18 protein-coding genes are annotated in these 19,518 nt (G+C 49.3%); all 18 read right to left on the bottom strand.

Translation table 11 applies throughout. From position 1 onward, the window contains the following. Positions 1 to 57: 57 nt before the first annotated feature. Positions 58 to 840, bottom strand: a complete 783-nt coding sequence (locus L7E55_RS00680; protein ID WP_277442029.1) for an enoyl-CoA hydratase-related protein — start codon at positions 838 to 840, stop codon at positions 58 to 60. An 18-nt stretch (positions 841 to 858) separates the two neighbouring features. Next, the gene (locus L7E55_RS00675; protein WP_277442028.1) at positions 859 to 1,707 is read right to left on the bottom strand and encodes a 3-hydroxybutyryl-CoA dehydrogenase; all 849 of its coding nucleotides are present in this window, start codon (positions 1,705 to 1,707) and stop codon (positions 859 to 861) included. 98 nt (positions 1,708 to 1,805) lie between these two features. Continuing rightward, positions 1,806 to 2,990 carry an acetyl-CoA C-acetyltransferase gene (locus L7E55_RS00670; RefSeq protein ID WP_277442027.1) on the bottom strand — a complete coding sequence of 395 codons (1,185 nt, stop codon included), beginning with the start codon at positions 2,988 to 2,990 and terminating at the stop codon, positions 1,806 to 1,808. 168 nt (positions 2,991 to 3,158) lie between these two features. Beyond that, complete coding sequence (locus L7E55_RS00665) at positions 3,159 to 4,142, bottom strand: electron transfer flavoprotein subunit alpha/FixB family protein (protein ID WP_277442026.1); 984 nt, start codon at positions 4,140 to 4,142, stop codon at positions 3,159 to 3,161. 15 nt (positions 4,143 to 4,157) lie between these two features. Continuing rightward, entirely contained in the window at positions 4,158 to 4,916 is a 759-nt protein-coding gene (locus tag L7E55_RS00660; protein WP_277442158.1) for an electron transfer flavoprotein subunit beta/FixA family protein, read from the bottom strand. Between the two features lie 208 nt (positions 4,917 to 5,124). Further along, positions 5,125 to 7,263, bottom strand: coding sequence for a sigma-54-dependent Fis family transcriptional regulator (locus L7E55_RS00655; protein ID WP_277442025.1), 2,139 nt, complete (start codon positions 7,261 to 7,263; stop codon positions 5,125 to 5,127). Positions 7,264 to 7,461: 198 nt separating this feature from the next. Beyond that, positions 7,462 to 9,009, bottom strand: a complete 1,548-nt coding sequence (locus L7E55_RS00650) for an acyl-CoA carboxylase subunit beta (RefSeq protein ID WP_277442024.1) — start codon at positions 9,007 to 9,009, stop codon at positions 7,462 to 7,464. A gap of 49 nt (positions 9,010 to 9,058) precedes the next feature. Next, the gene (gene acd / locus L7E55_RS00645) at positions 9,059 to 10,219 is read right to left on the bottom strand and encodes a glutaryl-CoA dehydrogenase Acd (RefSeq protein ID WP_338091131.1); all 1,161 of its coding nucleotides are present in this window, start codon (positions 10,217 to 10,219) and stop codon (positions 9,059 to 9,061) included. A gap of 253 nt (positions 10,220 to 10,472) precedes the next feature. Then, positions 10,473 to 11,540: a 6-hydroxycyclohex-1-ene-1-carbonyl-CoA dehydrogenase gene (gene had / locus L7E55_RS00640; protein ID WP_277442023.1), complete on the bottom strand. Its 1,068-nt coding sequence runs from the start codon at positions 11,538 to 11,540 to the stop codon at positions 10,473 to 10,475. A 40-nt stretch (positions 11,541 to 11,580) separates the two neighbouring features. Beyond that, positions 11,581 to 12,345 (bottom strand): enoyl-CoA hydratase/isomerase family protein, encoded by a 765-nt coding sequence (locus L7E55_RS00635; protein WP_277442022.1) that lies wholly within the window; start codon positions 12,343 to 12,345, stop codon positions 11,581 to 11,583. 102 nt (positions 12,346 to 12,447) lie between these two features. After that, a complete protein-coding gene (gene oah / locus L7E55_RS00630) occupies positions 12,448 to 13,584 on the bottom strand; it encodes a 6-oxocyclohex-1-ene-1-carbonyl-CoA hydratase (RefSeq protein ID WP_277442021.1) in 1,137 nt (378 codons plus the stop codon). Between the two features lie 189 nt (positions 13,585 to 13,773). Then, complete coding sequence (locus tag L7E55_RS00625) at positions 13,774 to 14,184, bottom strand: Zn-ribbon domain-containing OB-fold protein (protein ID WP_277442020.1); 411 nt, start codon at positions 14,182 to 14,184, stop codon at positions 13,774 to 13,776. Positions 14,185 to 14,189: 5 nt separating this feature from the next. Then, on the bottom strand, positions 14,190 to 15,344 hold the full coding sequence (locus L7E55_RS00620; protein WP_277442019.1) for a thiolase C-terminal domain-containing protein: 1,155 nt from the start codon (positions 15,342 to 15,344) through the stop codon (positions 14,190 to 14,192). Between the two features lie 59 nt (positions 15,345 to 15,403). Further along, the gene (locus L7E55_RS00615) at positions 15,404 to 16,165 is read right to left on the bottom strand and encodes an SDR family NAD(P)-dependent oxidoreductase (RefSeq protein ID WP_277442018.1); all 762 of its coding nucleotides are present in this window, start codon (positions 16,163 to 16,165) and stop codon (positions 15,404 to 15,406) included. Between the two features lie 346 nt (positions 16,166 to 16,511). Further along, the gene (locus L7E55_RS00610; RefSeq protein WP_277442017.1) at positions 16,512 to 16,931 is read right to left on the bottom strand and encodes a SoxR reducing system RseC family protein; all 420 of its coding nucleotides are present in this window, start codon (positions 16,929 to 16,931) and stop codon (positions 16,512 to 16,514) included. A gap of 201 nt (positions 16,932 to 17,132) precedes the next feature. After that, positions 17,133 to 17,645: a Gx transporter family protein gene (locus tag L7E55_RS00605; protein WP_277442016.1), complete on the bottom strand. Its 513-nt coding sequence runs from the start codon at positions 17,643 to 17,645 to the stop codon at positions 17,133 to 17,135. 19 nt (positions 17,646 to 17,664) lie between these two features. Further along, on the bottom strand, positions 17,665 to 18,045 hold the full coding sequence (locus L7E55_RS00600) for a NusG domain II-containing protein (RefSeq protein ID WP_277442015.1): 381 nt from the start codon (positions 18,043 to 18,045) through the stop codon (positions 17,665 to 17,667). Between the two features lie 62 nt (positions 18,046 to 18,107). Beyond that, positions 18,108 to 19,172 (bottom strand): FAD:protein FMN transferase, encoded by a 1,065-nt coding sequence (locus L7E55_RS00595; RefSeq protein WP_277442014.1) that lies wholly within the window; start codon positions 19,170 to 19,172, stop codon positions 18,108 to 18,110. Between the last annotated feature and the right edge of the window lie 346 nt (positions 19,173 to 19,518).

The following is a 19,518-nucleotide window of genomic DNA, read 5'->3' as shown; positions in this document are numbered from 1 at the left end:
CTTTTTGCCCATCAGCTATTACGGGCAATAACCACCAAAAACATCTTGATTTTTTAACTACTCGCCTTTAAACTCCACTTTGCGCTTCTCTAAAAAGGCGCTCATGCCTTCTTTTTGGTCGGCAGTTGAGAAAATCACACCGAAAAGGGCGGCTTCAATATTAAAGGCCTTTTCCTGATCCATATCCAGTCCCTGGTTAATAGCTTCTTTGGTGAACCTTACACCAACCGGACCCATTGAGGCAATGCGCTTGGCCATCTTCTTGCAGACATCCATCAACTCATCGGCCGGAACAACCTTGCTGACCAGGCCAAACTTAAGCGCGGCTTGGGCATCGTAAATATCGCCGGTGAAGAGCATCTCTTTGGCGATACCGGGGTTCACCAGCCGGGCCAGGCGCTGGGTGCCGCCGAAGCCGGCCATGATGCCAAGACTTACTTCCGGCTGGCCGAATTTGGCCTTCTCCGAAGCCACGCGGATGTCGCAGGCCATGCTCAGTTCGCAGCCGCCGCCAAGAGCAAAGCCGTTTACCGCGGCTATCACCGGCTTTGACATGTTTTCAATCTGGCTGAGTACTTTTTGGCCATGACGGCTGAATTCCTGCGCCTGCATGGGAGTCAGGGACAACATGTAGGCGATGTCGGCGCCCGCTACAAAAGCTTTTTCACCGGCGCCGGTTAAAATAATAACCTTTACCGACTGATTGGCGGCTAACTCAGCCATGGCTTCGCCCAACTCAGCGATGGTCTGATGATCGAGCGCGTTTAGTGCTTTGGGGCGGTTGACGCTGACCACCGCAATCTCGTTATCAAATTCTACCAGAACATTATTCCACGCCATATTTATACCCCCTTCGCGTTAGTACTGGTAAAACCCTCTACCAGTCTTACGGCCAAGCCAGCCGGCAGCCACATATTTGCGCAGGAGCGGGCACGGGCGGTACTTGGGATCGCCGAAACCGCGGTATAACACTTCCATGATTGACAGGCAGGTGTCCAGGCCAATCAGGTCGCCGAGAGCGAGGGGCCCCATCGGGTGATTCGCGCCCAGCTTCATCACGTTGTCAATCGCTTCCCGTGAAGCGATGCCCTCGTAGAGACAATATATCGCTTCATTAATCATCGGAATGAGGAGACGGTTTACCGTGAAACCAGGTGCGTCATTCACTTCAGCGGGAACCTTGCCCATTTTTTCGCTGGCAGTCTTAACGATATCATAAGTTTCATCGGATGTCGCCAGCCCCCTGATGACCTCTACCAGCTTCATCACAGGCACGGGATTAAAAAAGTGCATGCCGATCACTTTGTCCGGCCGTTTGGTTACCGCGGCTATTTCGGTGATGGGCAGCGAGGAGGTGTTTGTGGCAAGAATCGCTTCAGGTTTGCATACTTCGTCAAGTTCCTTGAAAATCTTGCCTTTGATTTCCATATTCTCAATAGCCGCCTCTATCACCAGGTCGACGTCCTTGGCGTCCTGCAGGCTGGTGGACGGGATCAGCTTGGCCATTAAGGCTGCTTTGGCCGCTTCATCAAGGCGTCCTTTGCTGACATCCTTCGACAGGTTTTTGTCAATCAAGCCGATGCCTCTGTTAACAAAAGTGTCATTGATATCATTAATAACCACGTCATAACCGGCGGCGATCGATACCTGAGCAATACCGGAACCCATCTGGCCGGCGCCGATAACCATAATCTTCTTAACTTCCATATGATACTCCTTCCAAACCCCCATCCATCAGGTCATGTCATTATAACAACAAATGAGGGTTTAAATTTCTTTCAATGGTTATATGCTCATCGGATTGTTTATTTAATGTTTTCCACGGTCATGGCCACGCCCTGGCCGCCGCCGATGCACATGGTGGCTAGGCCGTAACGCCCGTTCTGTTTCTTTAACTCGTAAAGCAGGGTCGTCAGGATCCGCGTCCCGCTGGCGCCGATCGGGTGGCCGATGGCGATAGCGCCGCCGTTGAAGTTCACCTTGTCCATCGGCAGTTCGAGGCCGCGGATACAGGTCAGGGCCTGGGCTGCAAAAGCCTCGTTGGCTTCGATCACGTCAAAGTCGGCCACGGTGAGCCCGGCCTTGGCCATCGCCTTTTTGCTGGCGGGAATCGGTCCGGTGCCCATATAAGCGGGATCCACGCCCGCCGTGGCAAAGGATTTAATCACAGCCATGGGTTTTAGTCCCAACTCTTTCGCTTTATCGGCGGACATCACCACTGTCGCGGCAGCGGCGTCATTGATCCCGGAGGCGTTCCCGGCGGTAACGGTGCCGCCTTTTTTGAAAACGGCGGGCAGTTTGGCCAGGGCTTCTACTGAGGCGCCCCGGCGCGGCAATTCGTCCGTGTCAAAATACACCGGTTCGCCTTTCTTTTGGGGAATGGGCACCGGCACAATCTCGTCCTTAAATTTTCCGGAATCAATGGCCGCAATAGCCTTGTTATGACTGTCAACAGCCAATTGGTCCTGGTCTTCCCTGGATATATTATATTTTACCGAGAGGTTTTCAGCGGTCATGCCCATGTGGATGTCGTTAAAAGCGCACCATAGGCCGTCTTTGACCATCTCGTCGGTAAGGGTGCTGTCGAACATGCGGTAGCCCCACCTGGCCTTATCCAGCACGTAGGGAGCGGCGCTCATGTTTTCCATGCCGCCGGCCACGACTATATCAGCCTGCTCGGACATAATTTGCTGGGCGGCCAGCATAACGGATTTCAGCCCGGAGCCGCAGACGATACCCATTGTATAGGCCGGTGTTTCAATAGGCAGGCCGGCTTTCAAAGAGGCCTGGCGCGCGGGGTTTTGCCCGAGGCCTGCGGTTAAAACATTTCCCATGATCACTTCTTCGACTTGCTCGACAGTAATCCCGGCCCTCTTTATTGCTTCCTTAATAACTATGGCGCCCAGTTCAACAGCAGGAGTGTTCTGCAGCGAACCGCCATACTTACCCACCGCGGTGCGCACCGCGCTGACGATTACAACTTCCTTCATTTGGCTCATCCTTTCTCTAAAAACGGCATCCTGCCCAATGCGTAAATAAACAAAAAGTTTGCTGGAACCCTTCCCAAGAGACCTCTGGCGAACTCAATCCATGAGGGTTCTGTCAAAAGTTTCTGCTTAAGAAGTGTTCCAGCAGCATTCACCTATGTGAAACTAAATTTATTTGCCTACAACTTTCTTGATTTCTTCGGTCAAGATAGGCACTACTTCAAAGAGGTCGCCGACAATACCGTAGTCGGCCACTCTAAAGATAGCAGCCTCTTCATCTTTATTGATCGCCACGATGCACTTGGAAGAGCTCATCCCGGCCATGTGCTGGATGGCGCCGGAGATGCCGCAAGCGAAATAAAGAGTGGGGGACACAACCTTGCCGGTTTGTCCGACCTGGAGGTTTTGCCCAATCCAACCGGCGTCGACAGCGGCGCGTGAGGCGCCGACAGCCCCGCCGAGCACGTCGGCCAGGTCTTCCAGAACCTTGAAGCCTTCAGGGCCTTTCATGCCGCGCCCGCCAGACACGATCACGTTTGCCTCGGTGAGCTCCGGCCTGGAGGAAATCTGCAGAATCACATCTTTAATTACCTGGCGCAGGTCGCCTGCATCCAGTTTCACAGCATAGTTGACAACTTCTCCTTTGCCCGCACCCGGTTCGGCAGTCAGCACATTGGGGCGGATAGTAGCCATCGCCGGGCTGGATTCGGGAATGCCGGCTTTTAATAAGGCTTTGCCGGAATATACGGGACGGGTGAATACCAGGTTGCCGCCTTCAATTTCCATCGCGATGCAGTCGGACAGCAGGCCGGCTTTAACCTTCTGCGCCGTTTTGGCAGCCAGGTCGCGGCCCAATACGGTGCAGCCGAACAGCACTGTGGCGGGATCTGTTTCTTTAATCAGGTCGGCCAGCACTTTGCTGTAGGCGTCTGTGGTATATTGCGCCAACTTGTCATCTTCGGCCACGTAAATCTTGTCGGCGCCATATTCGGCAAGCGAGCCTGCCAAACCTGCCACGCCTTTACCAATCAGGACGGCGGCAAGTTCGTCACCGGTTTGACCAGCTATTTTACGGCCGGCGCTTAACATCTCGAAAGCCACGTTTTTAACTTTACCATCTTTTACTTCCGCAAATACAAGTATTCCTTTTGCCATTATTTTTCCCCTCCCTTAGATAGCGTTTGCTTCTTCCCGCAACAGCCGCGCCAGTTCGGCGGCAGCTTGGGGCGCTTCACCGGCGATCATTTTGCCCGCGGCTTTAGCGCTGGGAAGGAAGTAAGATTGTACTTTAACTTTGGCCGCTACTTGATCGGCACTCAGTCCCAGGTCACCCAGGGAGAGCTTTTGGATGGGCTTTTTCTTAGCTTGCATAATGCCCTTCATTGAGGGATAACGCGGCTCATTCAAGCCTTTTTGAGCAGTAATCACAGCGGGCACCGGCACTTCAACGATTTCGTTGCCGCCTTCGATATCTCTGGTGGCTGTAGCTTTACCGCCATCGACATCCAGTTTGGTCACTACGTTAATATGCGGCAGGCCAAGTTCCTCGGCAACCCGCACCGCTACCTGGGCGGAACCTTCACGCCAACCGGCCAGAATCAGATCATACGGTATAGTGCTTACCGCTTTAGCCAACACAACGGCTGTGGTATACTCGTCACCACCCTCAAGAGCGGGATCTTCCACACTAATAGCTTTATCCGCTCCCATGGCCAGCGCTTGACGCATCGCGTCCGGGGTATCCGCCCCGACAGATATAATAGTTACCTCGCCGCCATTCTTTTCCTTAAGCTTGAGCGCTTCTTCCACAGCATACTCATCGTAGGGGTTGACAATCAGGCCAACGCCCTTTTTGTTAATCGCGCCGCCCGCGATCTCGATTTTTGCTTCTGTGTCGAAGGTTTGTTTTAAGAGAACTGCAATATTCATTCCATTCCCCGGTTTCGGGACACACGTCCCACTCCCGCCGACTACCCGGGAGGCGGCATAGCACTTCACGAAAATCATGCCGCGAAAACCTTTTCCTTTCCCTTTTTTAGTATCGACTTTGTAATCCACTTAACTTTATTTCAAACAACTTAACCAGTTATATAATGGACAACACCTCCCGTATTAATTAAACATGATAAATTGACCTTTATTTAATTACACTGAAACTGTTTGCTTGTTCCTGACGGTTGTTTTTAAATTGCTTTATTTTTTGTAGTTTTCTTATTACAGTAGACTGGTCAATCCCAAGCACTTTAGCGGCCTTATAAGTGCTCCCGTATAAATTCAGCGCCTCATTGATCAACTGGCTCTCCATTTCCAGGAGCGCCTCTTTAAACGGAAGCACTCCCTGCACCATTACTTTCGCTGAAGTATTATTCATCACGTAGCGCAGGCTCTCCGGCAAGTGTTTGGGTGTGATAACCGTTTCAGGCTCGGTTACCACCATTCTCTCAACAATATTCTCCAGTTCCCTGATATTGCCGGGCCAGTGATACTCATAAAATATTTTGAGAACTTCAGGGGAAAACTGCTTCCTGATGCCATATTTCTTATAATATTTTTCACAGAAGAAATTTAACAACGGAACAATGTCTGAACGGCGGTCCCTTAAAGGCGGAATCTGCACCGGAACAACATTCAGGCGGAAAAACAAGTCTTCCCTGAAAGAGCCCTGTTGAACCATGTCTGCCAGGTTCCGGTTTGTCGCGGCCAAAATGCGCACATCCACACTGCGCGTTTTTGTCCCCCCGACTCTAATGATCTCCTTATCCTGCAGTACCCTTAACAATTTAACTTGCAGCGACAGCGGCAAATCGCCGATTTCATCCAAGAGCAGGGTGCCGTTATGGGCCATTTCAAATATACCGGGCTTCCCGTCTTTTCCAGCGCCGGTAAAAGCCCCGCGCTCATAGCCGAAAAGTTCCGACTCCAACAACGTCTCTGGAATTGCGCCGCAGTTAATTTTGATAAACGGCCCTTGCTTGCGGGCACTTTGACTATGAATATGCTTAGCCAGCACTTCCTTGCCCACGCCGGAATCACCGATCAGCAGCACTGTTGAGTCCACTTGAGCCACCCTGGTGCAAAGATCAATAACACTTTGCATTTCCGGCGAACTGCTGGTTAAGTCCTGTTCTTTATTGCGCTGGTCGTTCCTTGTGCTCAATTCCGCCTGATAACGCCGGTTAAGATTTTTACTGTCATGCAGTTCCTGTCTTAACTTTTCGAACTCGGTAAGATCCCGCACGTTGATTACGACCCTGACAATTTCACCACGCTCGTTAGCCACAGGGTTGCCGGTGATCAGAAGCCTGTTCCCCATCGGTGAAGTCTGCAAATTGGTGACAGCCTTTTTTTTCTTCAAGACGGCATCTACAATCGACGAGGCGTAATGACCACCTTCCACCAGCTTCTGAAATGGCCGGCCAACGATATCTTTGGCCCTGAGACCGGTCATTCTGGTGTATGCTTCATTTACCTGGGAAACAACACCATCACGCCTTGCAATCAAAATGCCGTCGTATGAAGACTCAATCAACGCTTTTAGTTCCTTGTTCAGCTCTTTAACAGATTCTAATTCATGAGATATAAACTCAATCTCGGAAATGTCCTGAAAAATGCCTACTGCTCCAATAACCTTGCCGTCTTCGATAATAGGACTGCGGTTGCTGACGTATATTCTTGTGCCTACCGAATACTTTACCGGAAGCCTTTGACCGAACTTAGTTTCACCTGTCTCCAGAATTTCCAAAAGGCCGGTTGGTATTACGACGTCCGTCAGAAATTTACCGATAGCCTCATTTCTGGCTCTTCGGGTAATCATCTCGGCGGCGGGGTTGAATGTTGTAATAATCCCGTCTTTATTTATCGAAATGATCCCTGTGTGGGCGGCATTAAGCACAGCGTCAAGCTCCCGGCTGATAAACTTGGTATAAGGATAAAGAGAAGTAGCCAGGTCATACTTTGTACTGATTCCTTGCAACTTTCCGTCAGCGTCAACGATAGCGATTACCTCACTGGGAGCTGTCCAGGCCTCTTCCTGGTATACATCCGGACTCATACTGATAAAATTTTTATCCATTACTTCAGCCAGTTTTGTGTCCAGTGAGATTGGCGTCCCGTCACGAAAGGTCAGCCCGCTGCCTACCACTCCGAGCAGACGGCCTTGCTCATCAACGATGCCGACAACTCCAATGGGATGCTCCTGCCATAAACGCAAAACATCCCCGATTGTCTGATCCGGACAGAGGGTCAGCGGCGGCTTCTTTATTAGATTAGCCAGCATAAAATCTTGTCACCGCCTCACTCCCAGTCATTATAGTGTTACTTTTCGATAAACAGGCTCCGCCGGCGGGCGAAGCCTAATATTTACTTTTTATTATGGCCTGTCAGTGACGCGGTTTCATGGGCTAAGCCCACTAGCCGCGTCACCGGCTTGTCTTCAGAAATCAACTCCTGATACAATTAATTAGTTATTTGTTTTTTATAAGTTGATATTGGAGTATTTCCTGTACGGCCTGGCCACAGTTTTGTTCTCCAGCATATCGAGAGACAGGCAGATGTTTCTCCTGGTTTCGTTCGGCATAATCACATCGTCAATGTAGCCGCGGCTGGCAGCGCTGTACGGGTTCTGATAGAGGTCTTTGTACTCTTTAATCTTCTGCGCCGCTGTTTCCTTCGGGTTCTCCGAATTCTTGATTTCTTTGGCGAAAATAACGCTCGCCGCTGTTTCCGCGCCGACGATGGTCACTGTGGCTTGCGGCCAGCTGAACACGATGTCCGCGCCGGTGTCTTTGCAGCACATGCCAAGGTAGGCGCCGGCAAACGATTTGCCCATGATAATTGTTACCTTCGGCACAGTGGCTTCAATGTAAGCATACAGCATCTTGGCGCCGTGTCTCAAGATGCCCCTCCAGTCTTCGTCCGGGCCGATCATGAAAGCCGGGGTGTCGTGAATGTTCACGAGAGGAATGTTGAACAGGTCGCAGAACCGGACAAACCGGGCTACCTTGTCAGCGGCGTCGCAGTTAATTACGCCGCCCATCCAGTTGGGCTGGCTGGCGACGATACCTGTAGCTCTGCCATTAAACCGGCCAAAGCCGACAATGACGTTCTTCGCAAAATTTTCATGAATTTCAAAGAAATAGCCGTTGTCAACAATGCTGTAAATTACTTTGTGCATGTCATAGGGCATATTTCTGTTTTCAGGCATTACTTCGTCAAGTTCCGGCACCAGTTTCAGCGGGTCGTCGTCGCAAGCGATGCGCTCCGGCTTTTCCCTGTTGTTCTGCGGGAAGAACGCAAGCAGCTCCTTAACCTTGTCCATGCAGTCTTTATCGTCTTCCACCACGACATGGGTGCAGCCCGACTTAACCGCGTGCGCCTGCCAGCCGGACAGTGTCGGCAGATCGATATCTATTCCCAACTGGGTCTTTACGAATGGAGGACCGGCAATGCCCATAAATCCGGTATTACGGCACTGGAAGACAAAGTCCTGCATAACCGGGTGGTAAGCTTGACCGCCCATGCACGGACCCATCAGGGTGGCAATTTGCGGGATGATGCCGGATGCCAGGTCCTGAGCTTTGAACAGCCACGCGTAAGCCTGCAGCGTGTCAATACCCTCTTGCAGCCTGGCGCCGCCGGAATCGTTCATGCCGACAAAGGGAATCCCCATATCTTTGGCCATATCAATCGCCGCGGCAAACTTCTTGCCGTGGTATTCGCCGAATGTACCCGCCATGGAGGTAAAGTCCTCAGCGCCGACCATAACCATCCGGCCGTTTACCTTGCCATAGCCGCAAACAACACCTTCAGCCGGAATGTCTTTGCCTTCCAGGCCGAAGTGATTTGCCCGGTGTTTAAGATACATGCCGATTTCCGTAAAAGTGCCAGGATCAAAGAAATACTCGATTCTTTCCCGCGCCGTCAGTTTGCCGTCTTTGTGCTGCTTCGCAACAGCCTTTTCGCCGCCCATAGCTTTAACTCTTTTTCTGTTTAGGGCTAGTTCCTCATATAAACCTTCGTGCATCTGAAAACCCCCTCATATTTAATGATCCATTACTACCTTCATAATAATACTATATACGCTTGCGATAGCCAAGCATTGTTTCACCGATGATTAATTTTTGAATGTTGCTGGTGCCTTCAACAATCTGATACGACTTGGCGTCACGATAGTAACGGGCAACCGGGTATTCCTCGGAATAACCATAGGAGCCGTAAATCTTCATGGCGTAATCAGCGCATTTGTTCACTACTTCGCCAACATAGTACTTGCCCATGGAAGTCTCCACAGTGCAAGGCCTGCCCTGATCCTTCAGGAAAGCGGCGCGGTACACCAAGAACCTGGCTGCTTCAACCTCAGTCGCCATCTGGGCGATCATATCGGTGACCATCTGGAATTTGCCGATCGGCACGCCAAACTGCTGCCGCTCATTAGCGTAATTCAAGGCCGCGTCAAGACAAGCCTGCGCCAAACCGAGACCGCCGGCCTGACAGCCCAAACGAGTGTCGTTCAGTTGTTCCATGCAAATCTTAAAACCCTGTCCCTCTTTACCGAGCAACGCGGATGCCGGAATGCGGCAGTTTTCAAACGTTATCGATCCGACCGGCGCGCCCCAAGTGCCCAGTTTATCAGTGATCGGCTCAATGGTAATACCAGGCGTATTTATATCTATGACAAAAGCTGACAAACCTTTAATTTTTTTTGCCGGATCTGTATAAGCGTAAAGCAATCCCATATCGCAAACGGTAGCGTTGGAAATCCACATCTTGTTACCGTTAACTATATAGCTGTCGCCATCCTTGATTGCTCTCGTCCTCATTGAACCCACGTCTGAGCCGGAGTCGGGCTCGGTAATGGCGAACATTCCCAGCAAGCTGCCGTCAACCAGGCCGGGTAAATATTTCATCTTCTGTTCTTCCGTACCGTATCTTAGAATAGTGCATCCCGGGCCATTGGGGTTCATGTTGAACGGCAAACGCAACGAAGCGTGCACCCGTGATATTTCTTCAGCGATAATGGTGGCGGCCAACCAGCCCATTTCGTTCCCACCATACTCTTCAGGTATAACACAACCAAAGAAGCCCAAGTCGGCCATTTTTTGCACTAAATCCCGGCGGAAGCGGTGGGCCTTGTCATCCTCGTCCACAGTCGGCTGTATTTCCTTAACCGCGAAATCCCTGGCCACTTTTCTTATGTCTTGTAACTCTTCGGTCAAATCAAAATTAATTGTCAAACCTCCCCTCCACATAGCTTATTGCATGTTAAAAATTTAACATGCACAAAAATTTTTAGTGCAAAATATGTGCCAGGGGAGTACGCGCCTTTACATGACATTAATTGCGAAATTGCAAATTTGAACGATGCAATAATGCATACACCAAATCAAACGAACCCCCGGCCATTATCTTAAAGCTATAACCTTAAGATAATAACTGCAGAAATGCAGTACTAATGCAGATTTGCAGTACGGCCGGGGGATGGTCATTCTAGAAATCCGGGGTCAGCACAATACGCTGCACTAACTTACCGCTGTGCGCTTCTTCATATGCCTTCAAAATTGTGCTCATCGGCCTGATATCCACAAAAGGCTTGACCTGGATTTTGCCTTCAAGCACCATGTTCAGCACTGGCTTATAGTATTGCGGCAGGCAGCCCCAGGTGCCCATAATGTCGGCTTCAAACGCCATCAATCTCGACAGCATGTACTCGGTCTTGACCATGCCAAAACCGACGATCATCAATTTGCTGAGGAATGTAAGCAATCCCAGCGCGATTTCCTGGCCGGCTTTCGTTCCGGTGCACTCAAAAATTTTCAGCCCCCAGTTAGGCAATTTCTTTTCTTTTGAATAAGCCCTGAAATCACCGGAAATCGCTTTAGCGTCTTTGTCCAGGGTGCTGATCGTGTATGTCGCCCCGAAACTAAGAGCGCGCTCTAGTTTTTCTTTATTTCTGGCAATTACGATAACTTCTTTGGCGCCCAACGCCGCGACGATCTGAGTCATGTACACGCCGATTCCACCGGTGCCGCCAATAACGATCGCAACGTCTCCTTCTTTAACGCCGGCCTTCATGGCAGCCTGATACGGGGAGGTAATCGCGTCGGCAACAACAGACAGCGTTTCTAAAGAAAAGTCTTTCTTGTCTTCAACTACGCACAGGTCACCGGCGGGAACCGGAATATAATCCGAAAAGCCGCCGTAAATCCCCAGGCTGTTGCCGGGCATCGCCTGCTTCAGGCAGCGGTTGCCGTGGCCGGCAGCGCAAATGGCGCAGTTTTCGCAAGGCATAACAGCCGGCACGATAACTTCTTTGCCGATTAAACTTGCCTCACCGGCAACAACAGTTCCGGCAATCTCGTGGCCGAGCGTTAGGGGCGGCTTGGTCACTGTCGGAACACCATCATAAAAGTAGCCGACGTCAGTGTGGCAAACACCGCAACCGGCGATCTTAACCAGAGCTTCACCGGGCTTAAGTTCCGGCACATCGATAGTTGTTTTTTCCAGCTTACCGGGCTCAACCATTTGCCAAGTATTAATCTTGGTCGGTACATCCATTATCGTTTACCCCCTTTTTATTTAAATAACTAACGGTTCTTTATTTCCCCGTCCAAACCGGCTTGCGTTTCTCCATAAAAGCAGTCAAGCCTTCTTTGGCGTCGTGTGAAGGCATCAATTCTTTCAAGTATATTCTGTCAATTTCTTTCAAGCCTTCAGCAAATCCTTTGTTCAAGCCGGCGCGCGCCGCTTTTTTGGTTTTTGCCAGCACAAATCCGCTGTTGGCAAGGAATTTCTTGATATACTCTTGTACCCCTTCGGCGAAGTTTTCCGCCGGCAGCACCGCGTTAACCAGCCCAATATACTCAGCTCTCGCCGCTCCGATCACTTCACCGCTTAACAGCAGTTCCAAAGCCCTGGGCCAGGACAAAATATGCGGCATTACGTAACAGGCGATAGGCGGGAACACTCCAACCGCTATTTCCGGCTGGCCGAGCTTCGCTTTTTCGGAGGCGACAACCACGTCACTGAAAATCACCAGTTCGCAGCCGCCGCCGAGGGCCGCCCCGTTCACCGCGCAGACAATCGGTTTTTCCATCTCGTACATGGTCAGCAGCAGCCGGTCGAAAACGTCGATCATCGCGTCAACCTTGTCCGGCGTATGGTCGCCCACATCCACTCCCGCTGAAAAGGCCTTGCCGGCCGCGTCCAGAAGGATTATTTGCCCTTCTTCCTGCTGCGCCCATTTAAAGGCGAGGATTAACTCTTCCATCATGGCGATATTGAGGACATTCAGCGGAGCTTTGTCCAGGGTGATATTTACAATACCGCCCTCGTTTTTCACCTTTACAAATTCGTAGCTCAAGAGTAAACCTCCTTCCCGTTACAAGCGAAGGGGCGTTAGCCACCCCTTCGCTTCAGTTTTAATAAACTTCTTCAGATTTCGGTTTAAGATATCAATCTGCTATTAAACACGCTTCGGCAATACGGCATCAAGCAGTTCTTGAGTAAACGGCTTGCCTTCCGCGCACATCCGGCGGTATTCGATGAAGTCGCAAACGTCTACGCCGCCGGTGAGCTTCTTGTTGCTGAAAGCGTTGAAGCCGAGATAAGCTTCACCGTTCATGTTTGCAGCCAGCCAGTGTCTGTTAGGCAGCTTGGACATATCCCAGAAATATTTTTTCTTCTGGCGGATGCCGTCGATGGAGAACATCAAGCATTGCGGCATAAGGTTGGTGAAGGTCCAGACCAGCTTGTTGATTTCGGCGTCGACCAGTGAGAAGTCGGTTTCACATTCTGCGATAAGGGCTTTGGCTTCCTTCGCCTCGGCGCCGGTCTTGAATTCGCCGTATACGACAGCGCCGTCTTCAATGTACTTGTCTGTAATAACCTGTGGGTTTCTGATGAACTTGCCGTCTTTTTTGAGAATCGGCAGGGCTTTGGTGATCATGCCGTTGTTTTCCATTTTATAGGCGCTCCACATTTCGCAGGAAATGCAGTTCCACATACCTTTTTCAGCGCCCAGATACCACATGATATAGTCGGTGGAGCCGCCGGCCGGAGCAGAACCGTGGCGGGGGCCAGCCTGGCCGTAAATGGCCATGTCGGAAGAAATGGTGATGTCGGTGGCCATGCCGATTTCTTGGCCGCCGGCTACGCGCATTCCGTTCGCCCGGCAGATAACCGGCTTCTTGCACATATAGAGAGCGTCAACCATGGCATTGAAGAGGTCCATGTAGAGGGCGTATTCGTGCGGCTTCATGCTGTAATAGTGGGCGTATTCAACAGTGTTGCCGCCGGTGCAGAACGCCTTGTCGCCGACAGCGGTAAAGATAACGGCCACTACCTCACGGTCCATCGAAGCGCGGTGCAAGCCGGCGATAACGCCTTTCACCATCTCGGTGGTGTACGAGTTGAACTGTTTGGGGTTGTTAAGGGTTAACCAAATGGTGTACAGGCCCTTAACTTCGTTGCCTTTCGGATCCACAACCGGCCTCTTGTCATATACTACACACGGGGCCTGATCCATTGTGCCAAAATGCTCGTCGCCGAAAAGATCGTGGTTCTTAATGCCTTCCTCGCGGGGCCACTTATAAATATCCATATTCATCCTCCTATTTTTTAATAAATAATAAGCAAGTTATCACAATATAAACTCACAACTAGTAAACCGCTTATCAAAGGTGGCAGTAACTTGTTTTAAAAACCACCCCCTTAATCTGTGAGAATATTCCTCTACCAGCCTAGGCCGATTCAAATACTATCATACCCTCATTCAGGTCGGATTTATCCTCTAAGCCGGCAGAAACTCGTAGGTAACTTGTCCGTCAGGCAACTTGACAACCTCTACTTTAACAGACATGCCTACTGATAACGATTCAACAGGCACGCTCTTGCTCATCCGTCCTAAAACCTTAACGTCGCCGAACTCCGCCACTACAATAGTATAGGGGGCTTCGGCCTCAAAGCCGGTGGGAGCATACATCGTATGAGTAAAGGTCGCTATTGTGCCGTTACCCTCGATTGCTTTCCACTCCATGTCGTTGCCCAGGCAATTAGCGCAGTCTGCCCGCGGGGGGAAATAGGCCTGGGAACAGGTCCGGCACTTTGTATATGCCACTTCGCCCTTGTCCAAGTAGTCAACAAATTCCGCTACCTTGGCCTGAGACGTGAAACTTTTACTTCCGAACCGCTCAAATCCCATTATCTTTACCTCCCGAAAATAATGACGTTTCCATAAATACCAACGCCGCCAATATTGTGAACCAAGCCTATTTCAGCGCCAGGCACTTGAATCGCGCCTGCTTTGTTGCGCAGTTGAAGCACTATGGTGCGCACCTGCGAACCGCCGGTCGCGCCGATCGGGTGACCTTTCGACAACAAGCCGCCGTCAACGTTAACAGGTATTTTACCTTCTTTGTAGGTCTCGCGATTACGGATGAGTTCCGGCCCTTTGCCGGGTTCGGCAAAACCTAGCATCTCATAAGCCATCATCTCAGCGATTGTAAAGCAGTCGTGAACTTCGGCCACATCAATATCCTGAGGGCCTACGCCGGCCATTTCATAAGCTTCCTTGGCGGCCAGCCTGGCGCAATCAAGACCGGCGAAAGTAGTCCGGCCGGTAACGTTCATCGGCGCGGTCGCCGCTCCCAATCCCAGAATATATACAGGCTCTTTGCAAATTTCCTTAGCCTTGTCCGCGCTGGCCATAATAACACAGGACGCGCCGTCCGCGTTTGCGCAGCAGTCAAAAACTTTAAGCGGGCTGCAAACCGGGCCGGCTTCCATCGCCTGCTCCAGGGTTACCGCTTTACGGTAGACCGCCTTCTCATTAAGCACGCCGTAACTAGCCGCCTTAACCCTGATTAGCGCCAGATCCTCTTCAGTGGTGCCGTATTTGGCGAAGTGCCCCCTGGCATGCATGGCGTAATACGCGGGCATCAAGGTGCCGAACGGCGACTCAAACATAATGTCCGCGCCGCGTCCCATCCGCTCCTGGGAATCGGCGGAAGTGATCTCGGACATTTTTTGGAATCCCAGAACAACCACCACATCGTGCAGTCCGGACTTGATTAGGCCATAAGCCACTCTTATGCCGGACGTGCTTGACGAGCAAACATTCTCCACAATAAATGTGGGCTGCGGGTTAAGTCCGAGATACTCGGCAATCAACCCCGACGGAGTGCGCTGCTTGTCATACTCAGGCGCGGAGCAAACCACTGACGCCCCGACATCCTTAACAGTGATTGCTGCATCCTGCATGGCCTCTCTGAAGGCTTCAAAAGCCAGTTCTCTAATTGAGCCCTGGTAGCCGCGCACGAAAGCGCTTTGGCCGACACCGATTACAGCTACATCTTTTGGCATATTTTACCCTCCCGATAAAAAGTTCCTAACCGTCTGTAATAAACATCCAGTCAGTTATATTATGAAGGCATGACCATACCACCGTCAATACAAATCGTTTGCCCGGTGATATAGCGTGCGCCGTCCGAAGCCAGAAAAACAATACATGGCACAATTTCATCAGGTTTGCAAAAACGTTTCATCGGAATGCGCGCCAGATAGGTCGGGGCTATTTTGGGGTCCGTCATAATCTTTCTGGTCATGTCTGTTTCAGCCATCGGAGCAATATTATTGACAGTAATTTGATAAGGCGCGAGTTCCTTGGCGCATGACTTCGTCAAAGCCAAAACTCCACCCTTCGCTGCCGTATAGTTAACTTGTCCGATTGTGCCCAGCAGACCGGCTGAAGATGTGACATTAATAATCGCCCCGCTCTTTTGTTCCATCATCGGCTTGGCCACGGCGGCGATGCAGTTAAATGTTCCCTTAAGGTTGATATCCACTACCATGTCCCACTGATCATCAGTTATGTTCCAGAGCATTCCAGGCTTGCTGACCCCAGCGTTATTGAAAAGGATATCCACTTTGCCCAACTTCTCAATTGTCTGGGCAACCATCGCATCTACTTGCTCACGATTCGACACGTCAACTTGCATGACTTCCACCTTGACGCCTTCCGCCTTACAGCTCTTAACAACTTCATCATCTTCGCTAATACGGCGGCTTATCAGCATCAAATCAGCTCCCGCCTGAGCCAAACCTACTGCAATTGCTTCACCGATACCCATCCTAGCCCCGGTGACAATTGCCACTTTTCCTTTAAGTACGCCTGCAAAAATCAAAGCTAAACTGCCCCCCCTTTTCATTCTTCTTTATTTATCTACTTATATATAATTATACTTTTTAAAAAATTATCCTTCTTTTAATTATTTATTTTTCATCCATCACCGCAGGAGTCTTCTCCGGCATCATAGCATTTGATGATCATACGCGCCGCGCCGAATAAATTCAGGGTATGGCTACTGTAAATATAATTATAAGGAATCAGCCAGTTAAAAAAAATCGCTAGAAAGGATGGAAAATGGCTATTAATAAAACGTGCGAAGGGTTAATTCTTTGGTGTTAGAAACAACCCGAGCCGAAATAGTTAGAGGGAAATCCCCAGGTCATTTCGCCTGGGGATTGTGGTCACTTCTCAGATAAAATCTCCGTAATGACCGGCATCATTTTTATTTTCGTCATGGACCTGTCAAAAAATTTAATATATAAAAGTGTCAGAACAAAAGCGGCGACGCTTGCGCTAACCTCCGTCAACAACGCCGGAAATCCATACTTTTGTGAAATCCATACACCAATCAAGTAACCCATAAAGGTTGTTAACAGAGGCAACATGTAAACAACAAAGGCTGCTTTTAACATATTGGCTTCAGGTATTTCTATAACGACCCTCTGTCCCACCTTGGCGTCAGCCCGGTTGTAAACATCCATGACCGTGGCCTTATCTCCGGGGCATGCCCCGCAGCTGTCACAATCACTGTGCCTGCTCGCTCGCACCTTCGCTATTTTGCCGTCTATCGCCATAACGATGCCTTCCGCTTCCTTTTTCACTTGCCTCGCCATCCTATCTCAAAGTATTCAGAATTCAGGAGTCAGTAGTCAGAATAATTTAAGACAATATTTTATGGCTAATTATACAGACGTACAGAAGTCAGTAATCAGCATTCACGGGGAATATAAGGACGTTAAACAATTCATTTATTCTTTTATTCATTTATTCTTTTATTCTGACTACTGAATACTGACTACTGACTACTTGGTATTTATACTACCCAAGGACTTGTATAATTGCTTTGTTACAACACCAACAATGTAACCAGTTATTATAGCTGATATCATCAGTATAGGCAAAATAATGTAAACGGAAAAATCATGCACGACCACACTGGCTACAAACAACTGCCCTATGTTATGAAACACGGCGCCAACCATACTTATACTGACAATACTGACATATTTATTTAAATATTTCCACATTATAACCATGACCAAAATACTGAGCACGCCCCCTGTGATACTAAATAAAAAACTTACAGGGTTGCCTCCCACCAAAGCCCCCAGAAAACATCTGACGGCGACAATTATTATAGCGTCCTTGCTTCCCAGCATCATTATAGACAATAAAGCCATGATATTGGCCAAGCCCAGTTTAATACCGGGACTTGCGCCGGGAATAACTATTGCTCTTTCGATTATGTTTAAAACGGTGGCCATGGCAATAAATATAGAAATATATGTAATACGCCTTGTATTATACGTATTCAACCCTCACTTCTTTTGACACTCAGTAGGAGATGGTGTCCACCTTATTGGATTTTCCCTTAACAGCGATATTAAACTTATTTGGCACACACACGGCTATTTGGCCGGGTTGACTGACCCATCCCGTTTTGACACATACTTGATTGGGACAGTCGGCCTCTTTAATCCTGGCTCTTCCTTTTTCAATTTCAACCACGTTATAATGCCCGTCTGCATTTATCACTTTAATTTCTTCAGTGATTGTTTCGGACAAGCTTATTTTTTGGTATAATTGGCCGTTTGCGTATATCTCCAGCCTCAAATCCCCCTCCGCCATCTGGCGCTGCACCAGATGCGACACTCCGAAACTAATCAGCGCCAGCGCCAGGAGACCTGCCATAATGTAATAATTAAGGTTTTTCATAGACCTCACCAAGCAGTCATTTTTCACAATTACGTCTAATTAACTGGCAATAATTTCTAATTCTATTGCTGATTGATAATTTGGTAACCGCCATTACCAGTGAATTCCAATTGGTTTGTTAAATTATCGGTGAAAGTCACTTGCTTGTCCGCGCCGACAAAGATGGCTCCAATACCTTGAAGGCTCTTGGCTAAACTCATCCCGCGCTGAGGACCCAGCACAAACAACGGTTTATTAATAATATCGGCGTCAGTAGATGATTCTGCAACCACTGTGGTTTGCATTAAATCCCGGGCCTGTTTCCCGGTGGACGGATCTATCAGGTGGGAGTAACGAACGCCACCTTCTTCGAAATACCGCTCGTAATCACCTGATGTTACTACTGATGTGTCTTTTACTGATAAAACAGCTATAAGCCCATCTTCGTCGCGCGGGTCCCGGACACCGACACGCCACGGTGTGCCGTCCGGCCGGGTGCCCAAAGCGTACACATTTCCCCCGGCATTGATTATGGCATGCTCTATGCCTGATTCCCTGAGAATCTTAGCAGCCTCTTCTGTGGCATAACCCTTGGCGACACCGCCAAAATCCAAACTCATGCCCGGCTTTTGCAAATAAACCGTCCCATTATTCGGATCAACCATGACTTTCCTGTAGTCCACCAGGCTCAGCGCCTTTTTAATCTGCTCATCAGAGGGAACGCGCTGCACGTTTTTTCCAAAACCCCACAGGTCCATAATTGGTCCAACTGTAATATCAAAAGAACCGCCGGACAACTGCGCGTAATAAAGCGAGCGTTGAACAATGTTAAGGGTATCGGCGCTAACCTGAACAGGCTTAATTCCGGCATTTTCGTTGATCTTGATCACGTCGCTGGACGCGGAAGCATTTTTCCCTTCTTTTGGAAATCTATCAGTTAAATTATTAATCTTCTCAAATTCGGCAAACGTTTTATCCAGAGCTTCCTTTCCTCTCTGTTCATCATCACTGTATAGAGTTACCTGGATCAACGTATCCATAATAAATTTTTCATCAGTAAATTCCTTAAGTTGCGCAGACTTTAGCCCACAACCCGAACAGGCAAAAATAACAAATAATAAACTTATAACCAGACGCCAACGCTTCAATTATTTTTACACCTCACCAAGAACAAACTCGCCGCTTATTTATGCCCCAAAATTATAGCCCCTTCCAACACCCCGGTTATTGCCGCTACACGGAAGCTTCTTTTTTATTAAAGTAAAACCTAATAAATGCGGAGCCGGGGAAGTCTTAGCAATGGTAGGAAATAATAAGTTCATTGCGATTGTCGAAAGGAAAGGCTGAATTATTATGCCCGGAGCAGCTTTTTTATATGCCGTTCAATACAAGATGGTGTAGTCCGCATTTTTAAGTTAATCAACCTTAGTAAATGCAAACTACACCTACTCGAAATAAATTTGGACAATATCGTATAATTAGTTGATATTTTGG

It is taken from the genome of Pelotomaculum isophthalicicum JI, assembly GCF_029478095.1.
In the GTDB taxonomy this organism is placed as follows: Bacteria; Bacillota; Desulfotomaculia; order Desulfotomaculales; family Pelotomaculaceae; genus Pelotomaculum_D; species Pelotomaculum_D isophthalicicum.
This window is presented reverse-complemented; position numbering and strand designations above follow the sequence as displayed.